This is a genomic window from Actinophytocola sediminis, assembly GCF_054779715.1.
The window spans coordinates 241,786-259,342 of sequence record NZ_BAAGXS010000018.1 but is presented as its reverse complement, the minus strand read 5'-3'; the positions used below and the strand labels follow the sequence as shown (position 1 = coordinate 259,342).

Below are 17,557 nucleotides of genomic sequence, written 5' to 3'. Positions count from 1 at the left end.
GGTCGAGATGCGGATCGGTGAGCTGGCCAGGCGAACCGGGGTGAGCGAACGGTCGCTGCGCTACTACGAACAACAGCGGCTGCTGATCGCCGACCGCACCCCCGGCGGCCACCGCGACTTCCCCGAGCACGCGGTCGACCGGGTCATTCGCATCCAGGAGCTGTTCGCCGCGGGACTGCACAGCAAGAAGATCGCGCGGCTGCTGCCGTGTATGCGCGACGCCGACGGTGGCCCGTCCCAGATCGCCACCCCCCAACTGGTCGCCGACCTCGCCGCCGAACGGGACCGCATCGACCGGCTGATCACCGAGCTGCACAACTCCCGCGACGTCCTCGACGAGGTGATCGACGCGGCGTCGACGTAGTTACCCTCTTCGGGGTCTTCCGGAAAGCGCTCTCATCAGTCACGGTGAAATTTCCCTGCGACAGATGAGGTTCCCGTGACCCGCACGTCTCCTCTCCTGGTCCCTGTCCTACTCACCGCCGCGACGATCCTGTTCGCGCCCACCGCCGCGGCCGAACCGACCACGCCCGCCCCCGCGCCGGCGGCCACCATCTGCAACCGCTACTGCGACGCCCGCGACCCCGCGCTGGCCACCGGCGACCGCACCCCGGTGTCGGCCGGCCTGTCCGGCCGGACCCTCGTCCTGCACCTCGGCGACGGCGACCCGATGGGCTGGGCGGCCATCGACCAGTCCCGGCCGGGCGACGAGGTGTGGCTCGACCGCTCCTTCGACGGCGGCGCCACCTGGGAGGGCCGCCTCGGCGCGACCACCGCGCCGGCGGGCGTCGGCGGCTGGCGAACCCAGATGTACAACAACGACGACTGGGCCAACCGCGGCGTCGGCGCGCTGCGCGCCTGCGGCCGGGCCGTGGACACCGGCGCCGTCGGCTGCACCCAGTGGGCGAGAACGACCTGGAACGCCGCGAACCGCACCGAGGCCGCGGCGACCGCGATGATGGCGATCTACGACAACAGCACCGGTCTGTTCCGCAGCGGCGGCTGGTGGGGCTCGGCCGTCGCGCTGACCGCCGTCATCCGCAACGCCGAGGTCACCAACCTGCCGAGCTACCGCTACGCGATCGCCACCACCTACGACCGCAACGTGAACTCCGGCCGCGGCCAGTTCCGCAACGAGTACTCCGACGACACCGGCTGGTGGGCGATGGCCTGGCTGGACGCCTTCGACCTCACCGGCGACCGGCGCTACCTGGACACCGCCCGGATCGCCGCGGACCACATGCACACCTTCACCACCAGCGCGTGCGGCGGCGGCATCCGGTGGAAGGAAGGCCTGACCTACAAGGCGGCCATCTCCAACAGCCTCTACCTCCAGGTCAACGCGACGGTCGCGGCCCGCACCGGCGACACCCGCTACCGCGACCGCGCGCTGGCCGGCTGGTCGTGGTTCGCCGCGAGCGGGCTGATCGGCGGCGACGGCCTGGTCCGCGACGGGCTCGACGAGGCGAACTGCGCCCCTGGCGGCACGGTGTTCACCTACAACCAGGGCGTGCTGATGTCCGGCCTCACCGCGCTGTCCGCGTTGACCGGCGACTCCGCGCCCCGCGACCGCGCCCGGCAGGTCGCCGACGCCACCACCCGGTCCGGCTCGCCGCTCACCGACAGCGGCGGCATCCTGCACGACCCGGCGGAAGGCTGGGACGGCTGCGCCAACGACGGGGCCTACTTCAAGGCCGGCCTCGCCCGCGGCCTGTCCGAACTGAACGACGCGCTCACCAACCGCCCGTACACCGGCTATCTCGACCGTCAGGCCGACACCGCGTATGCCTACTCCCGCAACGCTTTCGACCAGTACTCGCTGTCCTGGTCGGCGTGGACAAAGCCGGCGGGGCCCGGCTGTCAGGCCAGCGCGCTGGCGGTGCTGAACGCGGCGCACTGACGCCGCAGCACACCTGAAGTGATCAACGCCTGCCCGACGATGTAGGTGAGCATCACCCAGAAACCCGGTATCGGCGGCGCATACCAGCCGGCGAACGCGTCCAGCGCGATCAGCCCGTCGGAGACGAAGAACACCGCGCCGCCGATACCGGCCACCGGGTGCACCCCGGTCGCCAGCACGGCCATCAGCGTCAGGCAGCCGCCGTAGCAGATCACCGGCACCAGCAACCCGTCCGCGCCGGGCGCGCAGGCGACGAGCAGCGCGCAGAACGCCAGCAGGTAGCCGATGACGGCCGGCCGGCGCAGTACCGACCGGCGGTGTTCCGGCCAGAACGCGACCACATAGGCGATCTGGGCGCACAGGAACAACCCGACCATGGTCAGGAACCGGGCGTCACCGGTGAACAGCGCCGGCACGCTGTCCCCCAGCCAGGAGAACCCGAGCGCGAGCACCAGCAGGCGCACCAACCGCGACCGCCGCCGCCCGGCGGTCGCGGCCAGCACGACCGCCGCGAGCGCCGGCATCAGCAGGATCTGGCTGACCGTGGCAAGGGTGTCCGCGCCGGCCAGCCCCGCGCCGAGGTGCCCAACGGCGAGCACAAAGAACAACGCCCCGGCGATCCTGGTCATCCTGCTCCTCGACGGCATGCCCTGAATGAGGCATTGGGGACGCTCAACGTCCTCAATGAGGCATTCAGGGCAATGGCTCAGAACGCGGGCAGCACCTCACCGAGCGGCCAGCGCTTCTCGATGAACGCGCGCACCTCCTCGGACCGTAGCAGCTTGTCCAAAGTGGCCAACTGCTCGTTGCCGGCGTCCTCGCTGCGGTAGGCGACGAAGTTCGCGTACGGGTTGTCCGCGCCGGACTCCACCAGCAGCGAGTCCTCCGCGGCGCTCAGCTCGACCTCCAGCGCGTAGTTGCCGTTGATGATCGCCGCGTCGACGTCCTCGAGCGCGCGGGCCAGCGAGGCCGGATCCGCCTCCTGGAACTCGAGGTTCTTCGGGTTGTCGGCCACATCCAGCACGGTGGCGTCGGCCTCGCCGGTGTCGGCCAGTTCGATCAGGCCGTCCTTGGCCAGCAGGTCGAGCGCGCGGGCCTGGTTGGACGGGTCGTTGGTGATCCCGATGACCGCGCCGTCCGGCAGCTCGTCGGTCGAGGCGTAGCGCGGGGTCTCGCCGTCCCGGCCGGAGTAGAGCGCGTAGGGCTCGATGTGCACGCCGTCGAAGTGCTCGAACTCGTAGCCGCGCTCGGCCACCTGGGCGTCGAAGTAGGGCTGGTGCTGGAAGTAGTTGGCGTCCAGCGAGCCGTCGGCGAGGTTCTCGTTGGGCAGGACGTAGTCCTCGTACTCGACGATCTCCAGCTCCAGCCCGGCATCGGCGGCCAGCTCGTCACGTACGAACTCCAGGATCACCGCGTGCGGGGTGATGCTCGCGCCGATCGACAGCGTGGTCCGCTCCCCCGAGCCGGTGTCCTCCGCCGGCTCGTCCGAGCCGCACGCCGTCATGGCCAACGAGGTGACGACGGCGATGGCGGCGAGTCTGCTGGCCTTGCGCATTGGCGGTCCTTCTCTCGTGCCGGGGGTCAGCGGTGGTCCAGCGCGCGGGCGACCAGGTCGCCGACGGTCTGGAGGAGTTGGACCAGCAGCACGATGACGATCACGCAGACGATCATCACGTCCCACTGGAAACGGTTGTAGCCGTAGCTGATCGCCAGGAAACCGAGGCCGCCGGCGCCGATCGCGCCCGCCATGGCGGAGTAGGAGACCAGCGCGATCACCGTGACGGTGAAGCCGGAAACCAGGCCGGGCAACGACTCGCGCACCAGCACCCCGGCCAGGATCCGCACCCGGGAGGCGCCGGCGAGTTGGGCCGCCTCGATCTTGCCGGCGGAGACCTCGCGCACGGCGCTCTCCGCGAGCCTGGCGAAGAACGGCACCGCGCCGACGGTGAGCGGCACGACCGCGGCCTCCCAGCCCAGCGCCGAGCCGGTGATCGCCCTGGTGAGCGGGATCAGCGCGATCGCCAGGATGATGAACGGCAGCGACCGGCCGACGTTCACGATCAGCGACAGCACGGCGTTGACCGAGCGCCGCGGCGCGAGCCCGCCGGGCGAGGTGGCGTGCAGCCACAGTCCCAGCGGCAGCCCGCCGACCGCCGACAGCAGCGCCGACCAGCCGACCATCAGCAGCGTCTCCATGGTCGCCTCGGGCAGCCGGTCGGTGATGGCCGGGTTGCCAAGCAGGTCGGCGAACCAGTCGCTCATTCGCCGGTCACCTCCGGCGCGCCGATCGACGCGTGCAACCCGGCCTCCCGTAACGCCGCGAGCACCTCGTCACGGCGGGCGGCGGGCACGTCCAGGCGCAGCCGGCCGACCCTGGTCCCGCCGAGGGTCTCGACCGTGCCGGCGGCCACCGCGACGCCATCGCCGAGGCCGCCGATGAGCCGGAACACCGCGCCGGTGTCCCCGCCGGCGAAGGCCACCTCGACGACCGTGTGTTCGGTGCCGATGGGCAGTGGTGGCACGGGAATCAGCTCGCGCGCCAGTCGGGTGCCCGGTCGGGCGACCACCTCGTCGATGGCGCCGTGCTCGGCGACCCGGCCGTGGTCGAGCAGCGTGACGGAGTCGCAGACCTCGCGCACCACGGACATCTCGTGGGTGATGATCAGTACGGTCAGCCCAATGCGGTCGCGCACATCGCGGATCAGCGCCAGGATCTGCCGGGTGGTGGCCGCGTCCAGCGCGGAGGTCGGCTCGTCGCACAGCAGTACCGACGGGTCGGCGGCCAGCGCGCGGGCGATGCCGACCCGCTGCCGCTGGCCGCCGGACAGCTGCGCGGGATAGGAGCCGCCGCGCCCCTGCAGGCCAACGAGTTCCAGCAGCTCGGTCACCCTGGCGCGCCGCCGGGCGGCCGGGACCCTGGCCACCCGCAACGGATACGCGATGTTCTCCGCCGCCGTGCGCGCGTCGAACAGGTTGACCTGTTGGAAGACCATGCCGATGCGGCGGCGGGCCCGGCGCAGGTCGCGTTCGCCGGCCGCGTTGAGCTCCTCGCCGTCGACCAGGACGCTGCCCGACGTCGGCCGGTCCAGCGCGGTGACGCAGCGGATGAGGGTCGACTTGCCGGCGCCGGACTCCCCCACGATGCCGTGGATCGCGCCCCGGGGCACCCGCAGGTCGATCCCGTCCAGCGCGACGACCTCGCCGCCACGTAACGGATACACCTTGCGCAGTCCGGTCAGAACTATGCCATCTGGCGGGCCGTCTTCGGCCCGCTGACCGGGATCTGACGTCACGACCGTGCGGCCGCGCCGTCGAAGGCCGCCGACAACGAGATCAGCCGTCCGGCGCTGCGCATGACCTTGATCCTCAAGGAGATGCCGACAGCGTGTCAACCGGCACCCGACAGTCCACACAGGACATACCACTATGTGAATGCCGCTTGTCCGCGGCAGGCGGAGCTAGTAGGAGCCGGTACGCCGCCAGCGCCGCGCGGCCATCCCCCGCGTGGTCGGCGGCAGCCACCACAGCACCGAGAGCACGATCGCCGGGAGGGTGAACACCAGGGCGAACGCGTTCTCCGGATGGCCGTCGTTGATGTCGTGGACGACCCCGAAGGCGATCACCACGGCCGGGGGCAGCAGGAACACCGTGGCCAGCACCCGCGCCGCGGCCCTGCCCGTGCGCCCGAGCACGCTGGCCACCAGCAGCGGGATGGTGAGCACCGCGCCGACGGCGAACACGATGATCGCGAGCTCGTTCTCGGCGATGGACGCCGCGAGGTCCTCGTCGGTGTTGGTGACCGGCCCGCCGCTGTCCTTGAGGTCCTGGACCCGTTCGATCGTCGTGATCTCATCGGCCGCACCGAGCGCCATCAACGTGAACAGGCCGATGTAGGCCACCCCGGCGATCAGGCTGACCAGCCAGGTCGCGGTCAGCAGCGCGGTCGACGGCGGCCGCTCGCCCGGCGGTGGCCCCACCGGCGGCTGGGCCGGTGGCTGAGCCGATGGCCATGGCGGACGCTGGTTCCAGTGGTGCACGGGCGGCGTGGACACGCGTCTACCTCACGATGGTCGTGACGGGGAAAACCGGGATCACCGCGACCCTAGGTCGCGGTCGCCCGACGGGCTGTCCGGCGAACGCCGGACAGCGGTCCCCGCCTCGGCCGGGTCCTCCGGACCCGGCCGAGGTCGGTAGCGCTCAGCAGGTGCCGTTGACCGGACCGTTCAGGCCGGTCCACATGAACGCGTCGGTCACCCAGGTGCCGTCGGAGAGCCGGTTCCACAGGCTGGTGGTGCCCCACCGCCCGCTGTGGCTGGTGCCGTTCCGCGAACAGGACACCGTCACCGTCGCACCGTCGGCGACCGTGCCGGCGAGCGCGTAGTTCGTGCCCGGCCCGGTGCGCTTGTTCACCACGCCGCCGCCGTTGGTGTCCATCACGCCCTGGGTGAAGCCCAGCGCGCCGTAGTTGTACAGCGAGCCGCCGGCGTTGGCCCGGGTGCTGCCGTGCAGGGCGAAGCCCTGGTAGGCCGAGGCACCGTTCTGCGGCACCCACTTGCCGACATTGTGGTCGGCGATGCCGACGTAGACGTTGTTCTGCCGCAGGGCGAAGTGCACGTGTCGCCCGGAGGCCGAGCCACCACAGGTGACGTCGGTGCCGGTGTAGCCGAGGTAGGCACCCTGGCCCACCGCCGCGCCGTCCACGTTGATGTTGTCCCACAGGTGGTAGTAGTCCGTGGCGTAGCCGCGGTCGTGCACCACCCGGACCCAGCCCTTGCAGATCGTGTACGCCGCACCCGCCCGCGCGGCCCGCACGACCTGGTCGCCACCGGCGAGGTCGATCGAGCTGTAGGGCGCGGCCGCGCCGCTCCACCCGTGCGGGCCACCCGGCATCGCCCAGGTCTGGCCCACCGCGTACGGCAGCGCAAGCCCGGTACGCCAGTCGCCGTTGGCCTGGGTCTGGAGACCGTTCTGCGCGGCCAGCACGTCCCGCTCGGCGTCGCCGACCAGTGGCGACTTCGCCGACAGCGTGCCGAAAGCCGGCTCGCCCTCCAGCGCCACCTGCCACCCGGCGTCGCCGAGGCGGGCGACGAACAGCCACCCCTGCGGCATGGTGTCGGAGTTCGGTGGTGCCGCGAGCACCGCGGTGCCGAACGCCCAGCCGGCGTCCTGGCGGGTGACGCCGACGCGCGGGGTGGCGGCGGCGATCCGGGGCGCGGCCTCGTGCAGGCGGGCGGTCACCTCGGCGACCAGATCGGGTTTCGGTTCGGCGGTCGCGGTGCCGACAGCGGTCGGCGCGGCGAGCACCCCGAGTGCCAGCAGTCCGGTCAGTAATCGTCGTGGGGTCATAACGGTCTCCCGTCGGGTCAGCTTTCGGAGGCAGGGCAGCCGGCCGATGACGCGAGACGATTGCACCAGGAGTCCTACCCGGCGCAGCACAGTTATTGCCGGAGCCGTCACGGCTCGCAATTAGTTCGCGATCAGTACCGCGCGAGCCACCACCGCGCGGCCGCCCGCACCTCGGCCGGCACGTCCGGCCGCCGGTGCACGCCGAGCAACACCGGCCGGGCCCGCTGCATGCCGGCCGCGTAGACCAGACAGCGCAGCACTTCCGCGACCGCCTCGCCGCGGCGGGTGTGCCAGGCGCGCGCGTTGCGGCCGACCGCCTCGGTGAGGATCGGGTCGGCGGTGCGGCCGGGCAGGTTGCCCAGGGCGAACGCCGCCTGGGCCGCGACCGGCCTCGGCACCCGCGCCACCAGCAACTCCTCGAGCACGGGCCGGTGCCGCCGCCCGCCGATCATGCCGAGCGCGTCGGCGTACTCGACCAGCTGCGTCCCGGTCGCGGTGCTCAGGGCCGCCGCGAGCCCGTCCGCGAGCACGTCGCCGAACGGGCTGGCCGCCAGCACGGCCGCCGCACCGAGCCGCACGTCGACCTCCGGACGGAACATCAGTTCCTCGACCAGCCGCGACAGCATCCGGTTCTCGCCGAGGGCCACGCCCCGGCCGCGCGCGGCCAGCTCGGCGAGCGCGGCGACGGTGAACGTGACCACCGCCGCCAGCCGGCTCGCGTCCCGCTCCGCCGGAGCCACCCGCCGCCTGCCATCGGGGCGCAGAGTGGCCACGAGTTCGGCCGCCGCCCGCCGCGCCGGCTCCGGCACGCCGTCGTCGCCGAGGTAGGACTGGGCGAGCGTGGCCAGCGCGGCGGACTCGGCCGTGCCGAACCTGCCGGCGCCGGCCGCCAGCTCACACACGACCAGGGCGGCGCGCAGGGTGCGTTCGCTGGTCGGCGCCGCGACCTCGTCGACAAGCAGCTGGGTCGCCTGCCGGTCGTTGGCCAGCAGCATCAACGGGTCGACCACGACCTGGCTGGCCGGGTCGGCGATCATCTCGACCACCGCGCCCGCGATCTCCTCGCGCGCCACCGGGTGGCCCTGCAGGCGGCGCAGCGCCTCCCAGCGGTGTTGGTAGCCCCGGCCCCGGGAGACCGACATCTCGGCGAGCAGTCGGGTGGCGAGCTCGTGCCACAGCCGGCGCGGCAGGTAGACGTGGGGCATCGCGGTCACCCTGGCGCTCATGCCGTCCCAGTCCGCGCCGCTGACCGGGGCGTCGCCGGTGCACCGGTCGAGCAGGGCGTCCAGCTCGGCGGCGAGCCGGGCGTCGGGGTCGAAGTGGCGGTCCAGCCGGGGCGGGCCGGCGCGGACCGACCGGACCTGGTGCACCACGTCGACCGCGGTCGTGAGCTGGCCCGCCGGCAGGCCGAGCACGTCCTCGTAGGCGCGGATCACCCGGTATGGCACAGGTAACACGCCGTTCTCCCAGCGGGAGATCTGACTCGGCGTGATCTGCCCGTAGCTGGCGGGGAACGCCGCCGCGCACCGGCGGGCCACGGCCAGTTCCGGGTCGGTGCCGAACAGGCGGCTCATCCGCAACAGCCACGCGATCCGTGTCCGGCTGGTACACCGGCCCTCGGCGTCGCCGGCGATCTTGTTGGGCCGACCGGTGGTGACGCGGGCAGTCGAGGTGGACACGCTGCGTAGTATTCGCTGGCAATCCACCCGACACAAGGCATTGGTCGATATGAGACGGTGGCGCGGGGAGCGGACATCGCCCTCACCGGCGACGAGAGGAGCACCGCGTGCCGCGGCTGGACGAGAAGCTGGACCAGATCTATGCCGAGGTACTGCGCCGCAACCCGGGTGAGAGCGAGTTCCACCAGGCCGTGCACGAGGTGTTGGACAGTCTGGGGCCGGTGGTGGCCAAGCACCCCGAGTACGCCGACAGCGCGGTGCTGCGCAGGCTGTGCGAACCGGAGCGGCAGATCATCTTCCGCGTCCCGTGGGTCGACGACCGGGGAACCGTGCAGATCAACCGGGGTTTCCGGGTGGAGTTCAACTCCGCGCTCGGCCCCTACAAGGGCGGGTTGCGATTCCACCCCAGCGTCTACCTCGGCATCGTGAAGTTCCTCGGCTTCGAGCAGATCTTCAAGAACGCCCTCACCGGTCTGCCGATCGGTGGTGGCAAGGGCGGTTCGGACTTCGACCCGAAGGGCCGCTCGGACGGCGAGGTGATGCGCTTCTGCCAGGCGCTGATGACCGAGTTGTACCGGCACATCGGCGAGTACACCGACGTGCCGGCCGGTGACATCGGAGTCGGTGGGCGGGAGATCGGTTACCTGTTCGGGCAGTACAAGCGGATCACCAACCGGTACGAGTCCGGGGTGTTGACCGGCAAGGGTTTGGCGTGGGGCGGGTCACAGGTGCGCACGGAGGCCACCGGGTACGGCGCGGTGTTCTTCGTCGAGGAGATCCTGCGGACCCGCGGGGACTCGTTCGACGGGAAGACGGTCGTGGTCTCCGGGTCGGGCAACGTGGCCGTCTACGCGATCGAGAAGATCCAGCAGCTGGGTGGCACGGTGGTGGCGTGCTCGGACTCCGGTGGATACGTGGTCGACGAGAAGGGCATCGACCTGGAGCTGATCAAGGACATCAAGGTGACGCGCCGGGAGCGGATCAGCGAGTACGCACAGGCGCGGGGCGACGCGGCCAGGTTCGTCGCGGGCCGGTCGGTGTGGGAGGTGCCGTGCGACATCGCACTGCCGTCGGCGACCCAGAACGAGCTGACCGAGTCGGACGCGGTGGCGCTGGTCGCCAACGGGTGCGCGATCGTGGCCGAGGGCGCGAACATGCCGTGCACTCCGGCGGCGGTGCGGAATTTCGCCGAAGCGGGAGTGACTTTCGCGCCTGGCAAGGCGGCGAACGCCGGCGGGGTGGCGACCAGCGCGTTGGAAATGCAGCAGAACGCGTCCCGGGACTCGTGGACGTTCGAGCACACGGAACTGCGGCTGGCGGAGATCATGCACGGTATCCATGACCGTTGCCTGGCGACCGCGGACGAGTACGGCTCACCGGGCAACTACCTCACCGGCGCCAACATCGCCGGCTTCACCCAGGTCGCCGACGCCATGCTCGCCCTCGGCGTCATCTGACTCCCGCCCCGCCCCGCAGCGAAGGGTCCCTTCGCTGCGCCCAGTGCAGTGAAGGGACCCTTCGCTGCGTTGGATGACCCGGTTTCGGGCGCGTGCGCCGTTCGGGTGGCGTCGTTGGTGGTTGGCCCGGCGATCCGGTGAACGCCCTATGGTGTCCCGTGAGCACAGCCAGAGAGTGGCAGTGTGATCACCGATGGTGAGATTTCCTGGGGAGGGTGTCTCGGTGAATGAGGGGCCGCTGGCGAGAAACGCCGGCTACGTGGTCGTCGGTAGCGGTGGCGGCGGCGCGGACGGCAAGTACGTGTTCGCCGACCTGGACGAGTTGGACGCGATCATCACCGAGTGGATCAAAATCCGCGACGGCATTCGGGTCGATGGAGACAAGCTCACGCAAGCACAGCAACTGATTGTGCCACCGGCCAAGGATTTGATGAGCCAACTCCAGGCCGCGGCGACGATCGAGTCGTTGACCAAGGCCATCGAACACAACGCCGCCATGGCGGACTACACAGACAACTACATTCAGAAGTTGCAGGCCGCACATGCGCAGTACGCTGCTGACGACGAGCAGGCCGCTGAGCGGATGCGAAGTGTTGACGGGGGCTGACCGGATGAAAACACGCCTGGCCGGACTGGTCGCAAGTCTGGTGTCGGTCGTGGTAGTGACTGCGGGTTGTTCTTCTGAGGAGAACGGAAACCCGACCGCGCAGCCCACCACGAGCACGTCGGAATCCTCCGCGCCGAGTGCGGACGAGACACATGGGGCACCTCTGGTGGACACTCCGCTGGACGCGACCGCGTTTCTCACCCAGCCGTGCACGACGCTGAGCAAGGCTCAGTTGGCAACGTTCGACGTGAGCCGTCCAGGGATCGAGACGACGACGGGAGCCGTGGCGGAGAACGCCGGGCCGTTCTGCACCTGGCACGCCAACCCGGACCTGGGAAGCACGATCGGTGTGGGGTTTCTTACCGGGAACGAAAACGGCCTGTCGGATACATATCGGGGCCGCGACCAGTTCAAGTATTTCGAACCGGTCACCGTAGCTGAGTATCCGGCGGTTTACGCCAGCAGCCCCGATCTTCGCGCCAGGGGAACGTGCGTGATCGTGGTGGGTATCTCCGATTCGTTGACGTTCCGTACGACCGAGCAGGGTCGGCTGGGCGCGCAGGGGTCATGCGATCGGGCGTTGCAGGTGGCGACAGCGGCATTGGCGACATTGCGGAAAGCCCACGGCTGAGTAGCGCACACACCGGGGAAAGGTCCGAGGGGCCTGATCTGCCGTTGTCGCTCGGCCTGGGTAAATGCCCTGAATGCCTCATTCAGGACGCTGAACGTCTCCAATGCCTCATTCAGGGCATGCGGCGGTTCAGGGCTCGATCAGGCCGGCGCGGATGGCGTAGCGGGTCAGTTCGACGCGGTCGCGTAGGCCCAGTTTCTGTAGCAGGTTGGCGCGGTGGCGTTCGACCGTCTTGGCGCTGATGACCAGCATTGTGGCGATCTCCTTGGTGGAGTGTCCTTCCGCGACCAACTTGAGGATCTCCTCCTCCCGCACGGTGATCGGCCGGTCCGGCGGCTCGTCCCCGTCCCGGGCACGGTCGAGATAGTTACGGATCAACGCGGTCACCGCGCCGTGATACAGGAACGGCTCTCCCCGCATCGCGGCCCGGCACGCCTCCACCAGATCCCGGTCGGCCACCGATTTGAGCACATAGCCCGACGCCCCCACCTTGAGCGCCTCGAAGAAGAACTGCTCGTTGTCGTGCATCGTGAGGATCAGGATCCGCAGGTCGGGCCGCAACCGGGACAACTCCCGCGCCGCCTGCAACCCGGTCATCCTGGGCATCGCGATGTCCAGGATCGCCAGGTCCGGCTCGTGCGCACGCGCCTGCTCGATCGCCTCCGCGCCATCGCTCGCCTCGGCCACCACGGTCAGGTCCGGCTCGTTGTCCAGGATGAGCCGCACGCCCCGCCGAACCAGCGCGTGGTCGTCAGCCAGCAGGATGCGCGCGGGCGCCGGTCGCGTCGTGGTCATGGCTGCTCCGCTGGGATCGGCAGGCAAAGTCGTACCTCGGTGCCGCCACCCGGCCCGGCACCGACCGTGAGCTGGGCGCCGACGAGCAGCGCGCGTTCACGCATGCCCTGGATGCCGGCGCCCTCGGCGGCGTGGCCGATGCCGTGCCCGTCGTCGCGGATGCGCAGCACCACGTCGGCGCCCTCGCGGCGCAGGGTCAGGTCGGCGTGCGTTGCGCCGGCATGCCGGGCGATGTTCGTGACGCCCTCCTGCGCGACCCGGTAGACGACCAGTTCGGTCTCCTCCCCGAGCGAGGGCAGGTCAGGGCCGAACGACGGCCGCACGACCAGCCCGGTCGGCCCGCCGATCTCGGCCGCCAGCGCCTTGAGCGCGCTGATCAGGCCCAGTTCGGTGAGCACCCCGGGACGCAGCCGCCTGGCGATCCGGCGGATCTCGTCCAGGCTCCCCCGGGTGGTCTCCTGCACCTGCCGCAGCTCGTTGCGCACGGGCCGGGGCGCGTGGTCGGCCACCCGCTTGAGCTCCAGCAACACCGCGGTGAGCGTCTGGCCGACCTCGTCGTGCAGCTCCTGGGCGACCCGGTGCCGCTCACCCTCCTGCGCGGACAGCGCCCGGGCGGCGCTGCGCCCGCGCTCGGCCTCCAGCCGGTCGAGCATGCCGTTGAACGCCCGGATCAGGTCGGCGATCTCCCCACGACCTGCTACGACCGCGGGCCGTGGCCCCGGCCGCAGCAGGTCCACGGTGGTCATCGCCCTGGTCAGGCGTTGCAGCGGGGCCAGCCCGATGCGGAAGAGCACCGCGTTGAGCACCAGCATGATGCCCAGCCCCGCCGCCAGCACGAGCACCTCGGTGAGCAACGCGGGGGTGGACACGGTGACCGGCCCGAGCAGCAACGTCGCCGTCGCGCCGACCACGACCACCGCGTTGAGCAGAAAGATCCGCCAGAACAGCGACACGCACCAACCTCCTCGGCCCGACTGATCGCCTTCACTCTCCGCGCCCGCCATGGACCCGCGCAACGTGAGGGTGCGGTCCGCGGCCACGACCTGTCGATCGGTAGTAGACCCCGGCATTGTTGGGTGCCCGCACGGATGGCACGCGCCTGCCGAGATGAGCGACCGTAGTGGTACGGGAACCGCCCCGGGATCGGAGGGGCATGATGGCGGCCACGTCGACGCCGCGGCGCGTGTGGCTGATGCTGACCGCCGCCGCCGTGACCCTGGCGGTCGGGATCGCACTCGGGCACGGCGTGCTCATCGCGGTCGGCCTGGTCCTGGCCGGGACCACCGGGCTCGGGGGCCGGGACGACCGGCCGGCTACATGGTTCTCCCCATCCGATGTGGGTGCTGGCACCGATGGTCAGCGCATCCGGTTTCGCGCAGACTCGACGGTGTCCACAGCCGACAGAGACATGTACATAGGCATGAGGAGGGAGTCCCCGGCCATGAACGTCACCCACACCACGGTGCCCGGCACCGGGCGGCTGGCCCACCTCGTCACCCGCGGCGGGCAGCGGCTGGGCGTACTGACCACCGACGACACCCGCCAGCTGCTCGTCTACGAGCCCGCTGTGGACCCCGACGTACCCGTGCAGGTCATCGAGCTGGACGCCGACGAGGCCGACCAGGTCGCCGCGATGCTGCACAGTCCGTCGATCGTGGACCGGCTCGACGTGCTGGAACGCACCGTCGCGGCGGTCACCAAGGAGCACCGGTGAGCCACCTGCGGTCAACCTCGGAGTCATCCCGAGTCCTCCCCAACCACGCCTCAGTGTCATCCCGAGGCGTCCCCAACCGCACCTCAGGGGAACGTGACGCGACCCAGCCACAAGCACGTGCCCAAGCAGCGCCCGCCGTCCCCAACGCGACCAACACAGCGAAACGCGGGGAGGCGGAACAGAGTCAGTTCAGTCGCACAACCGGGGCTGGTGCCATGCAAGCAAGCGACATCGCCGCGCACGTGCCGACCGTCACGATGAGTGATCCGGTCACCAAGGCAGTGCGGGTGATGGCGGTCAGCCGCCTGCCAGGGCTCATCGTCGTGGATGAGTTCTCCCGGCCGAAGATGGTGCTGCCCGGCACCCAGGTGTTGCGCCTGGCCGTGCCACAGGCCTACCAGAACGACCCCGCGCTGGTGCGGGCGATCGACGAGGACCACGCCGACCGGTTCTGGGTGGAGCTCGGTGACCGGACCGTGGCCGACTGCGTACCGGTGGCGGTGAGCAAACCGGTCACCGTCCGTGCCGAGGCGACTCTGCTGGAAGTGGCCGCGCTGATGGCGCGACAACACAGTCCGCTCATCGCGGTGGTTCATCCCAACGGCGCCCTGATCGGGGCGATCACGCTGGAACGGCTGATCACCAGCCTGGCGGTGTTCACCACCGACGAGTGATCGCCACAAGTCCATTCCCCGCACCCCCGAGCACCGGCCACTGGCCGGTGCCCGGTCGGCGTGCCATGCCCATGAGCGGAGGAGCCAGCTCCCGTGCACCCCCATGACGGCAGACCACCGGGGTTCGACACGTGAGCCACCTTCTGTCACCCCCAGGATCGACCACCACCTGTAATCCCGGGGAGGCGGCCAAGTGAGCGCCGTTCTCGCGCTGGCGATCTTCCTGGTGGCGTTCTTCTTCATCGCCACCGAGAAGGCCGACAAGGTCAAGGTCGTGCTCATCGCGTCCGGGGCGATGGCCGCCTTCGGGCTCATCCCGGGTGCGGAGGTGTTCTTCTCCGAACACGCCGGCATCGACTGGAACGTCATCTTCCTGCTGTTCGGCATGATGATCATCGTCGGGATCGTCAAACAGACCGGGCTGTTCGACTACCTCGCCATCTGGGCGGCCAAGCGGGCCAAGGGCAAGCCGTACCGGCTGATGGTGATGCTCATGGTCATCACCGCGATCGCCTCGCCCTTCCTGGACAACGTCACCACGATCATGCTGGTCGCGCCGGTCACCGTGGTGGTGTGTGAGCGGCTGCAGATCTCGCCGCGGCCCTACCTGATCGCCGAGGTGCTCGCCTCGAACATCGGCGGCGCCGCCACGCTCATCGGCGACCCACCGAACATCATCATCGGCAGCCGGGCCGGGCTGACGTTCACCGACTTCCTCGTGCACATGGCGCCGATCGTGGTCATCGTGTTCGTGGTGTTCGTGCTGCTCACCAGGGTGATGTTCCGCAAGTCGTTCCAGTACCACCCGGAGAAGGTGGCCGCGGTGATGGCGCTCAAGGAACGCCGCGCCATCACCGACCCGGCGATGCTGAAGCGGTGCCTGGTGGTGTTCGCGGCCGTGGTGGTCGGCTTCGGCCTGCACGCCACGCTGCACCTGGACCCGGCCATCGTGGCGCTGCTCGGCGCCGGGCTGATGCTGCTGGTCACCAGGGCCGACGTGATCGACGTGCTGCGTGAGGTGGAGTGGCAGACGCTGGTCTTCTTCATGGGCCTGTTCATCATGGTCGCCGGCCTGGTGCACACCGGGGTGATCGCGACCATCGGCACGTGGGCGGTCAGCGCCTTCGGGGACAACTTCTTCATGGCCGCCACCTCGCTGCTGTTCGGCTCCGCGGTGCTCGGCGCGTTCTTCGACAACATCCCCTACGTGGCGACGATGGCGCCGATCGTCGAGGACCTGACCGCGACGGCACCGGACGTCGCGACCGGACGGTCGCTGTGGTGGGCCTTCGCGCTGGGCGCCGACTTCGGCGGCAACGGCACCGCGGTGGCCGCCAGCGCCAACGTGGTCGCCATCGGCATCGCCGCGCGCACCGGTCACCCGATCTCGTTCTGGCAGTTCACCCGGTACGGCATCGTGGTCACCGCGCTCACCACGGTGATGGCCTGGGTCTACGTGTGGCTGCGCTACTTCACGTGATCGGCTGTAGGTGATCGGCTAGGTCGCGGGCCAGCCGGATGAGCTCGCCGTCGGTGCCCGGCCGGCCGACCAGCTGGGCGGCCAGCGGGGCGCCGTGCTCGGCGCTGACGCCGACCGGGAAGGTGATCGCGGGTAGTCCGGCGAAGCTGGCCACCGGGGTGTAGCCGACCTGGCGTTCGTAGTCGGCGTCGCCCGGCTTGGGGATGGTCGAGCTCGACGGCGCGCGCACGCCGATCGGCAACGGCAGGTCCGGGTCCAGCGGCAGCAGCAGGAAGTCGGTGTCCTGGGTCTCGAACAGCGCCGGGACGGCCGCGCGGCTGGCCGCCATCCGCGCGCTGATCTCGGCGTACCGCTCGGCGCTGACCTGGGCACCGGTGCGCAGGGCGGTCAGCGTGGTCTCGTGCAGGTCGTCGTTCAACCGGCTGCCCCACACCTGGTAGCCGCGCCAGGCGTCGGCCGAGCACAGCTCCCAGGCCATCCCCCGGCAGTCCCACAACTCGCCGAGCCGGGCCCGGCCCACGGTGTGACCGGCGGCGGTCAGCGCGGCCAGCACGGTCTCCAGGGTGGCCAGCACCTCGTCGTCGCAGCCGCCGTCGAAGACCTCCTCGACCACCGCGACCCGCCGCCCGCGCGGTTCGGGCACCCGCCCGAGGCCAAGGTGCTCCCAGGCGAACGCGAGGTCCTCGGCGGTCCTGGCGACCCAGCCGGCGGCGTCCATCGACGGGGACAGCGGGAACACGCCGTCGAGACCGTCGCGGTCGTGGGTGGTGCGCAGGCCGACCACCCCGCACCGGGCGGCGGGCCAGCGCACCGAGCCGAGCACGTCGGTGCCAAGCGACACGTCGCAGATGTTGGCCGCGACGGCGACCCCCGAGCCGGTGGACGAGCCTGCCGGGTCGAACGCCGGGAAGTTCGGGTTGACGCAGCCGGAGCCGACGCCGATGTTCAGCTCGGTGGTGACCACCTTCGCGGTGACCCCGACGCCGACCTCGCGCAGGGGCGCGGCCGTGCGGTCGGGGTGGTGGCGGTAGCGGCGCAACCCCAGCCTGGTCGGGAAACCGGCCACGTCGACGGTGTCCTTGACCCCCAACCGCACCGGCCCCGTCGTGGGCCGCAGGTCGGCGCACGCGCGGTAGCGGCTGTCCGCGGCGAAGGCCCAGTCGTCGGCCTGCGACCGCCATTCGCGCAGGCCGAGCTCGCCGCGGGCGATCAGCCGGACGCGTTCGGCGAGCGGCAGGCGCAGCAGTTCCGGCAGAACGACTTCCTCGGACATG

Annotated in this window: 18 protein-coding genes; 8 read left to right on the top strand and 10 right to left on the bottom strand. The window is 70.6% G+C overall.

The window, feature by feature from the left end; all coding sequences use genetic code 11:
- Window positions 1-7: 7 nt before the first annotated feature.
- A complete protein-coding gene (locus ACYVIP_RS11515; RefSeq protein WP_460395048.1) occupies window positions 8-364 on the top strand; it encodes a MerR family transcriptional regulator in 357 nt (118 codons plus the stop codon).
- Between the two features lie 75 nt (window positions 365-439).
- Window positions 440-1,900, top strand: a complete 1,461-nt coding sequence (locus ACYVIP_RS11510) for a glycoside hydrolase family 76 protein (protein ID WP_460395046.1) — start codon at window positions 440-442, stop codon at window positions 1,898-1,900.
- Here ACYVIP_RS11510 and ACYVIP_RS11505 read toward each other — a convergent pair.
- The 7 genes from ACYVIP_RS11505 to ACYVIP_RS11475 form a co-directional block, all read right to left on the bottom strand.
- A complete protein-coding gene (locus ACYVIP_RS11505) occupies window positions 1,861-2,529 on the bottom strand; it encodes a lysoplasmalogenase family protein (RefSeq protein WP_460395044.1) in 669 nt (222 codons plus the stop codon). The genes ACYVIP_RS11510 and ACYVIP_RS11505 overlap by 40 nt on opposite strands.
- Before the next feature lie 77 nt (window positions 2,530-2,606).
- Window positions 2,607-3,455, bottom strand: coding sequence for a MetQ/NlpA family ABC transporter substrate-binding protein (locus ACYVIP_RS11500; protein WP_460395042.1), 849 nt, complete (start codon window positions 3,453-3,455; stop codon window positions 2,607-2,609).
- Between the two features lie 26 nt (window positions 3,456-3,481).
- A complete protein-coding gene (locus tag ACYVIP_RS11495) occupies window positions 3,482-4,162 on the bottom strand; it encodes a methionine ABC transporter permease (RefSeq protein ID WP_460395040.1) in 681 nt (226 codons plus the stop codon).
- Window positions 4,159-5,121 (bottom strand): methionine ABC transporter ATP-binding protein, encoded by a 963-nt coding sequence (locus ACYVIP_RS11490; protein WP_460395038.1) that lies wholly within the window; start codon window positions 5,119-5,121, stop codon window positions 4,159-4,161. The genes ACYVIP_RS11495 and ACYVIP_RS11490 overlap by 4 nt, the downstream gene beginning before the upstream one ends.
- Before the next feature lie 237 nt (window positions 5,122-5,358).
- The gene (locus ACYVIP_RS11485; RefSeq protein WP_460395036.1) at window positions 5,359-5,952 is read right to left on the bottom strand and encodes a hypothetical protein; all 594 of its coding nucleotides are present in this window, start codon (window positions 5,950-5,952) and stop codon (window positions 5,359-5,361) included.
- A gap of 145 nt (window positions 5,953-6,097) precedes the next feature.
- The gene (locus tag ACYVIP_RS11480) at window positions 6,098-7,246 is read right to left on the bottom strand and encodes a peptidoglycan DD-metalloendopeptidase family protein (RefSeq protein WP_460395034.1); all 1,149 of its coding nucleotides are present in this window, start codon (window positions 7,244-7,246) and stop codon (window positions 6,098-6,100) included.
- A gap of 131 nt (window positions 7,247-7,377) precedes the next feature.
- Complete coding sequence (locus ACYVIP_RS11475) at window positions 7,378-8,925, bottom strand: hypothetical protein (protein WP_460395032.1); 1,548 nt, start codon at window positions 8,923-8,925, stop codon at window positions 7,378-7,380.
- 116 nt (window positions 8,926-9,041) lie between these two features.
- Between ACYVIP_RS11475 and gdhA the strand changes: the two genes are divergently transcribed.
- From gdhA to ACYVIP_RS11460, 3 genes are all read left to right on the top strand, one after another.
- On the top strand, window positions 9,042-10,382 hold the full coding sequence (gdhA, locus tag ACYVIP_RS11470) for an NADP-specific glutamate dehydrogenase (RefSeq protein WP_460395221.1): 1,341 nt from the start codon (window positions 9,042-9,044) through the stop codon (window positions 10,380-10,382).
- Between the two features lie 223 nt (window positions 10,383-10,605).
- Window positions 10,606-10,989 carry a hypothetical protein gene (locus ACYVIP_RS11465; protein WP_460395030.1) on the top strand — a complete coding sequence of 128 codons (384 nt, stop codon included), beginning with the start codon at window positions 10,606-10,608 and terminating at the stop codon, window positions 10,987-10,989.
- The gene (locus tag ACYVIP_RS11460) at window positions 10,925-11,620 is read left to right on the top strand and encodes a DUF3558 domain-containing protein (RefSeq protein WP_460395028.1); all 696 of its coding nucleotides are present in this window, start codon (window positions 10,925-10,927) and stop codon (window positions 11,618-11,620) included. The genes ACYVIP_RS11465 and ACYVIP_RS11460 overlap by 65 nt, the downstream gene beginning before the upstream one ends.
- Window positions 11,621-11,749: 129 nt before the next feature.
- Here the strand turns inward: ACYVIP_RS11460 and ACYVIP_RS11455 are convergent, their stop codons facing one another.
- A complete protein-coding gene (locus tag ACYVIP_RS11455) occupies window positions 11,750-12,415 on the bottom strand; it encodes a response regulator (protein ID WP_460395026.1) in 666 nt (221 codons plus the stop codon).
- Window positions 12,412-13,368 carry a sensor histidine kinase gene (locus tag ACYVIP_RS11450; protein ID WP_460395024.1) on the bottom strand — a complete coding sequence of 319 codons (957 nt, stop codon included), beginning with the start codon at window positions 13,366-13,368 and terminating at the stop codon, window positions 12,412-12,414. Before ACYVIP_RS11450 ends, ACYVIP_RS11455 begins: the two co-directional genes overlap by 4 nt.
- A 203-nt stretch (window positions 13,369-13,571) precedes the next feature.
- Here ACYVIP_RS11450 and ACYVIP_RS11445 point away from each other — a divergent pair, with 203 nt between their 5' ends.
- From ACYVIP_RS11445 to ACYVIP_RS11435, 3 genes are all read left to right on the top strand, one after another.
- Window positions 13,572-14,129, top strand: coding sequence for a hypothetical protein (locus tag ACYVIP_RS11445; RefSeq protein WP_460395022.1), 558 nt, complete (start codon window positions 13,572-13,574; stop codon window positions 14,127-14,129).
- A gap of 215 nt (window positions 14,130-14,344) precedes the next feature.
- Window positions 14,345-14,803, top strand: a complete 459-nt coding sequence (locus ACYVIP_RS11440; RefSeq protein ID WP_460395020.1) for a CBS domain-containing protein — start codon at window positions 14,345-14,347, stop codon at window positions 14,801-14,803.
- Window positions 14,804-14,996: 193 nt separating this feature from the next.
- Window positions 14,997-16,283, top strand: a complete 1,287-nt coding sequence (locus ACYVIP_RS11435; RefSeq protein ID WP_460395018.1) for an ArsB/NhaD family transporter — start codon at window positions 14,997-14,999, stop codon at window positions 16,281-16,283.
- Here ACYVIP_RS11435 and ACYVIP_RS11430 read toward each other — a convergent pair.
- Window positions 16,276-17,556: an amidase family protein gene (locus ACYVIP_RS11430; protein WP_460395016.1), complete on the bottom strand. Its 1,281-nt coding sequence runs from the start codon at window positions 17,554-17,556 to the stop codon at window positions 16,276-16,278. The two genes, ACYVIP_RS11435 and ACYVIP_RS11430, sit on opposite strands and share 8 nt — an antisense overlap.
- Between the last annotated feature and the right edge of the window lies 1 nt (window position 17,557).

What these genes read in the sequence shown, in the direction of transcription:
- ACYVIP_RS11515 (WP_460395048.1), top strand. Translation starts at nt 8, where the DNA reads ATGCGGATCGGTGAGCTGGCCAGGCGAACCGGGGTGAGCGAACGGTCG.
- ACYVIP_RS11505 (WP_460395044.1), bottom strand. Translation starts at nt 2,529, where the DNA reads ATGACCAGGATCGCCGGGGCGTTGTTCTTTGTGCTCGCCGTTGGGCAC.
- ACYVIP_RS11500 (WP_460395042.1), bottom strand. Translation starts at nt 3,455, where the DNA reads ATGCGCAAGGCCAGCAGACTCGCCGCCATCGCCGTCGTCACCTCGTTG.
- ACYVIP_RS11495 (WP_460395040.1), bottom strand. Translation starts at nt 4,162, where the DNA reads ATGAGCGACTGGTTCGCCGACCTGCTTGGCAACCCGGCCATCACCGAC.
- ACYVIP_RS11480 (WP_460395034.1), bottom strand. Translation starts at nt 7,246, where the DNA reads ATGACCCCACGACGATTACTGACCGGACTGCTGGCACTCGGGGTGCTC.
- ACYVIP_RS11460 (WP_460395028.1), top strand. Translation starts at nt 10,925, where the DNA reads ATGCGCAGTACGCTGCTGACGACGAGCAGGCCGCTGAGCGGATGCGAA.
- ACYVIP_RS11455 (WP_460395026.1), bottom strand. Translation starts at nt 12,415, where the DNA reads ATGACCACGACGCGACCGGCGCCCGCGCGCATCCTGCTGGCTGACGAC.
- ACYVIP_RS11445 (WP_460395022.1), top strand. Translation starts at nt 13,572, where the DNA reads ATGGCGGCCACGTCGACGCCGCGGCGCGTGTGGCTGATGCTGACCGCC.
- ACYVIP_RS11440 (WP_460395020.1), top strand. Translation starts at nt 14,345, where the DNA reads ATGCAAGCAAGCGACATCGCCGCGCACGTGCCGACCGTCACGATGAGT.
- ACYVIP_RS11430 (WP_460395016.1), bottom strand. Translation starts at nt 17,556, where the DNA reads ATGTCCGAGGAAGTCGTTCTGCCGGAACTGCTGCGCCTGCCGCTCGCC.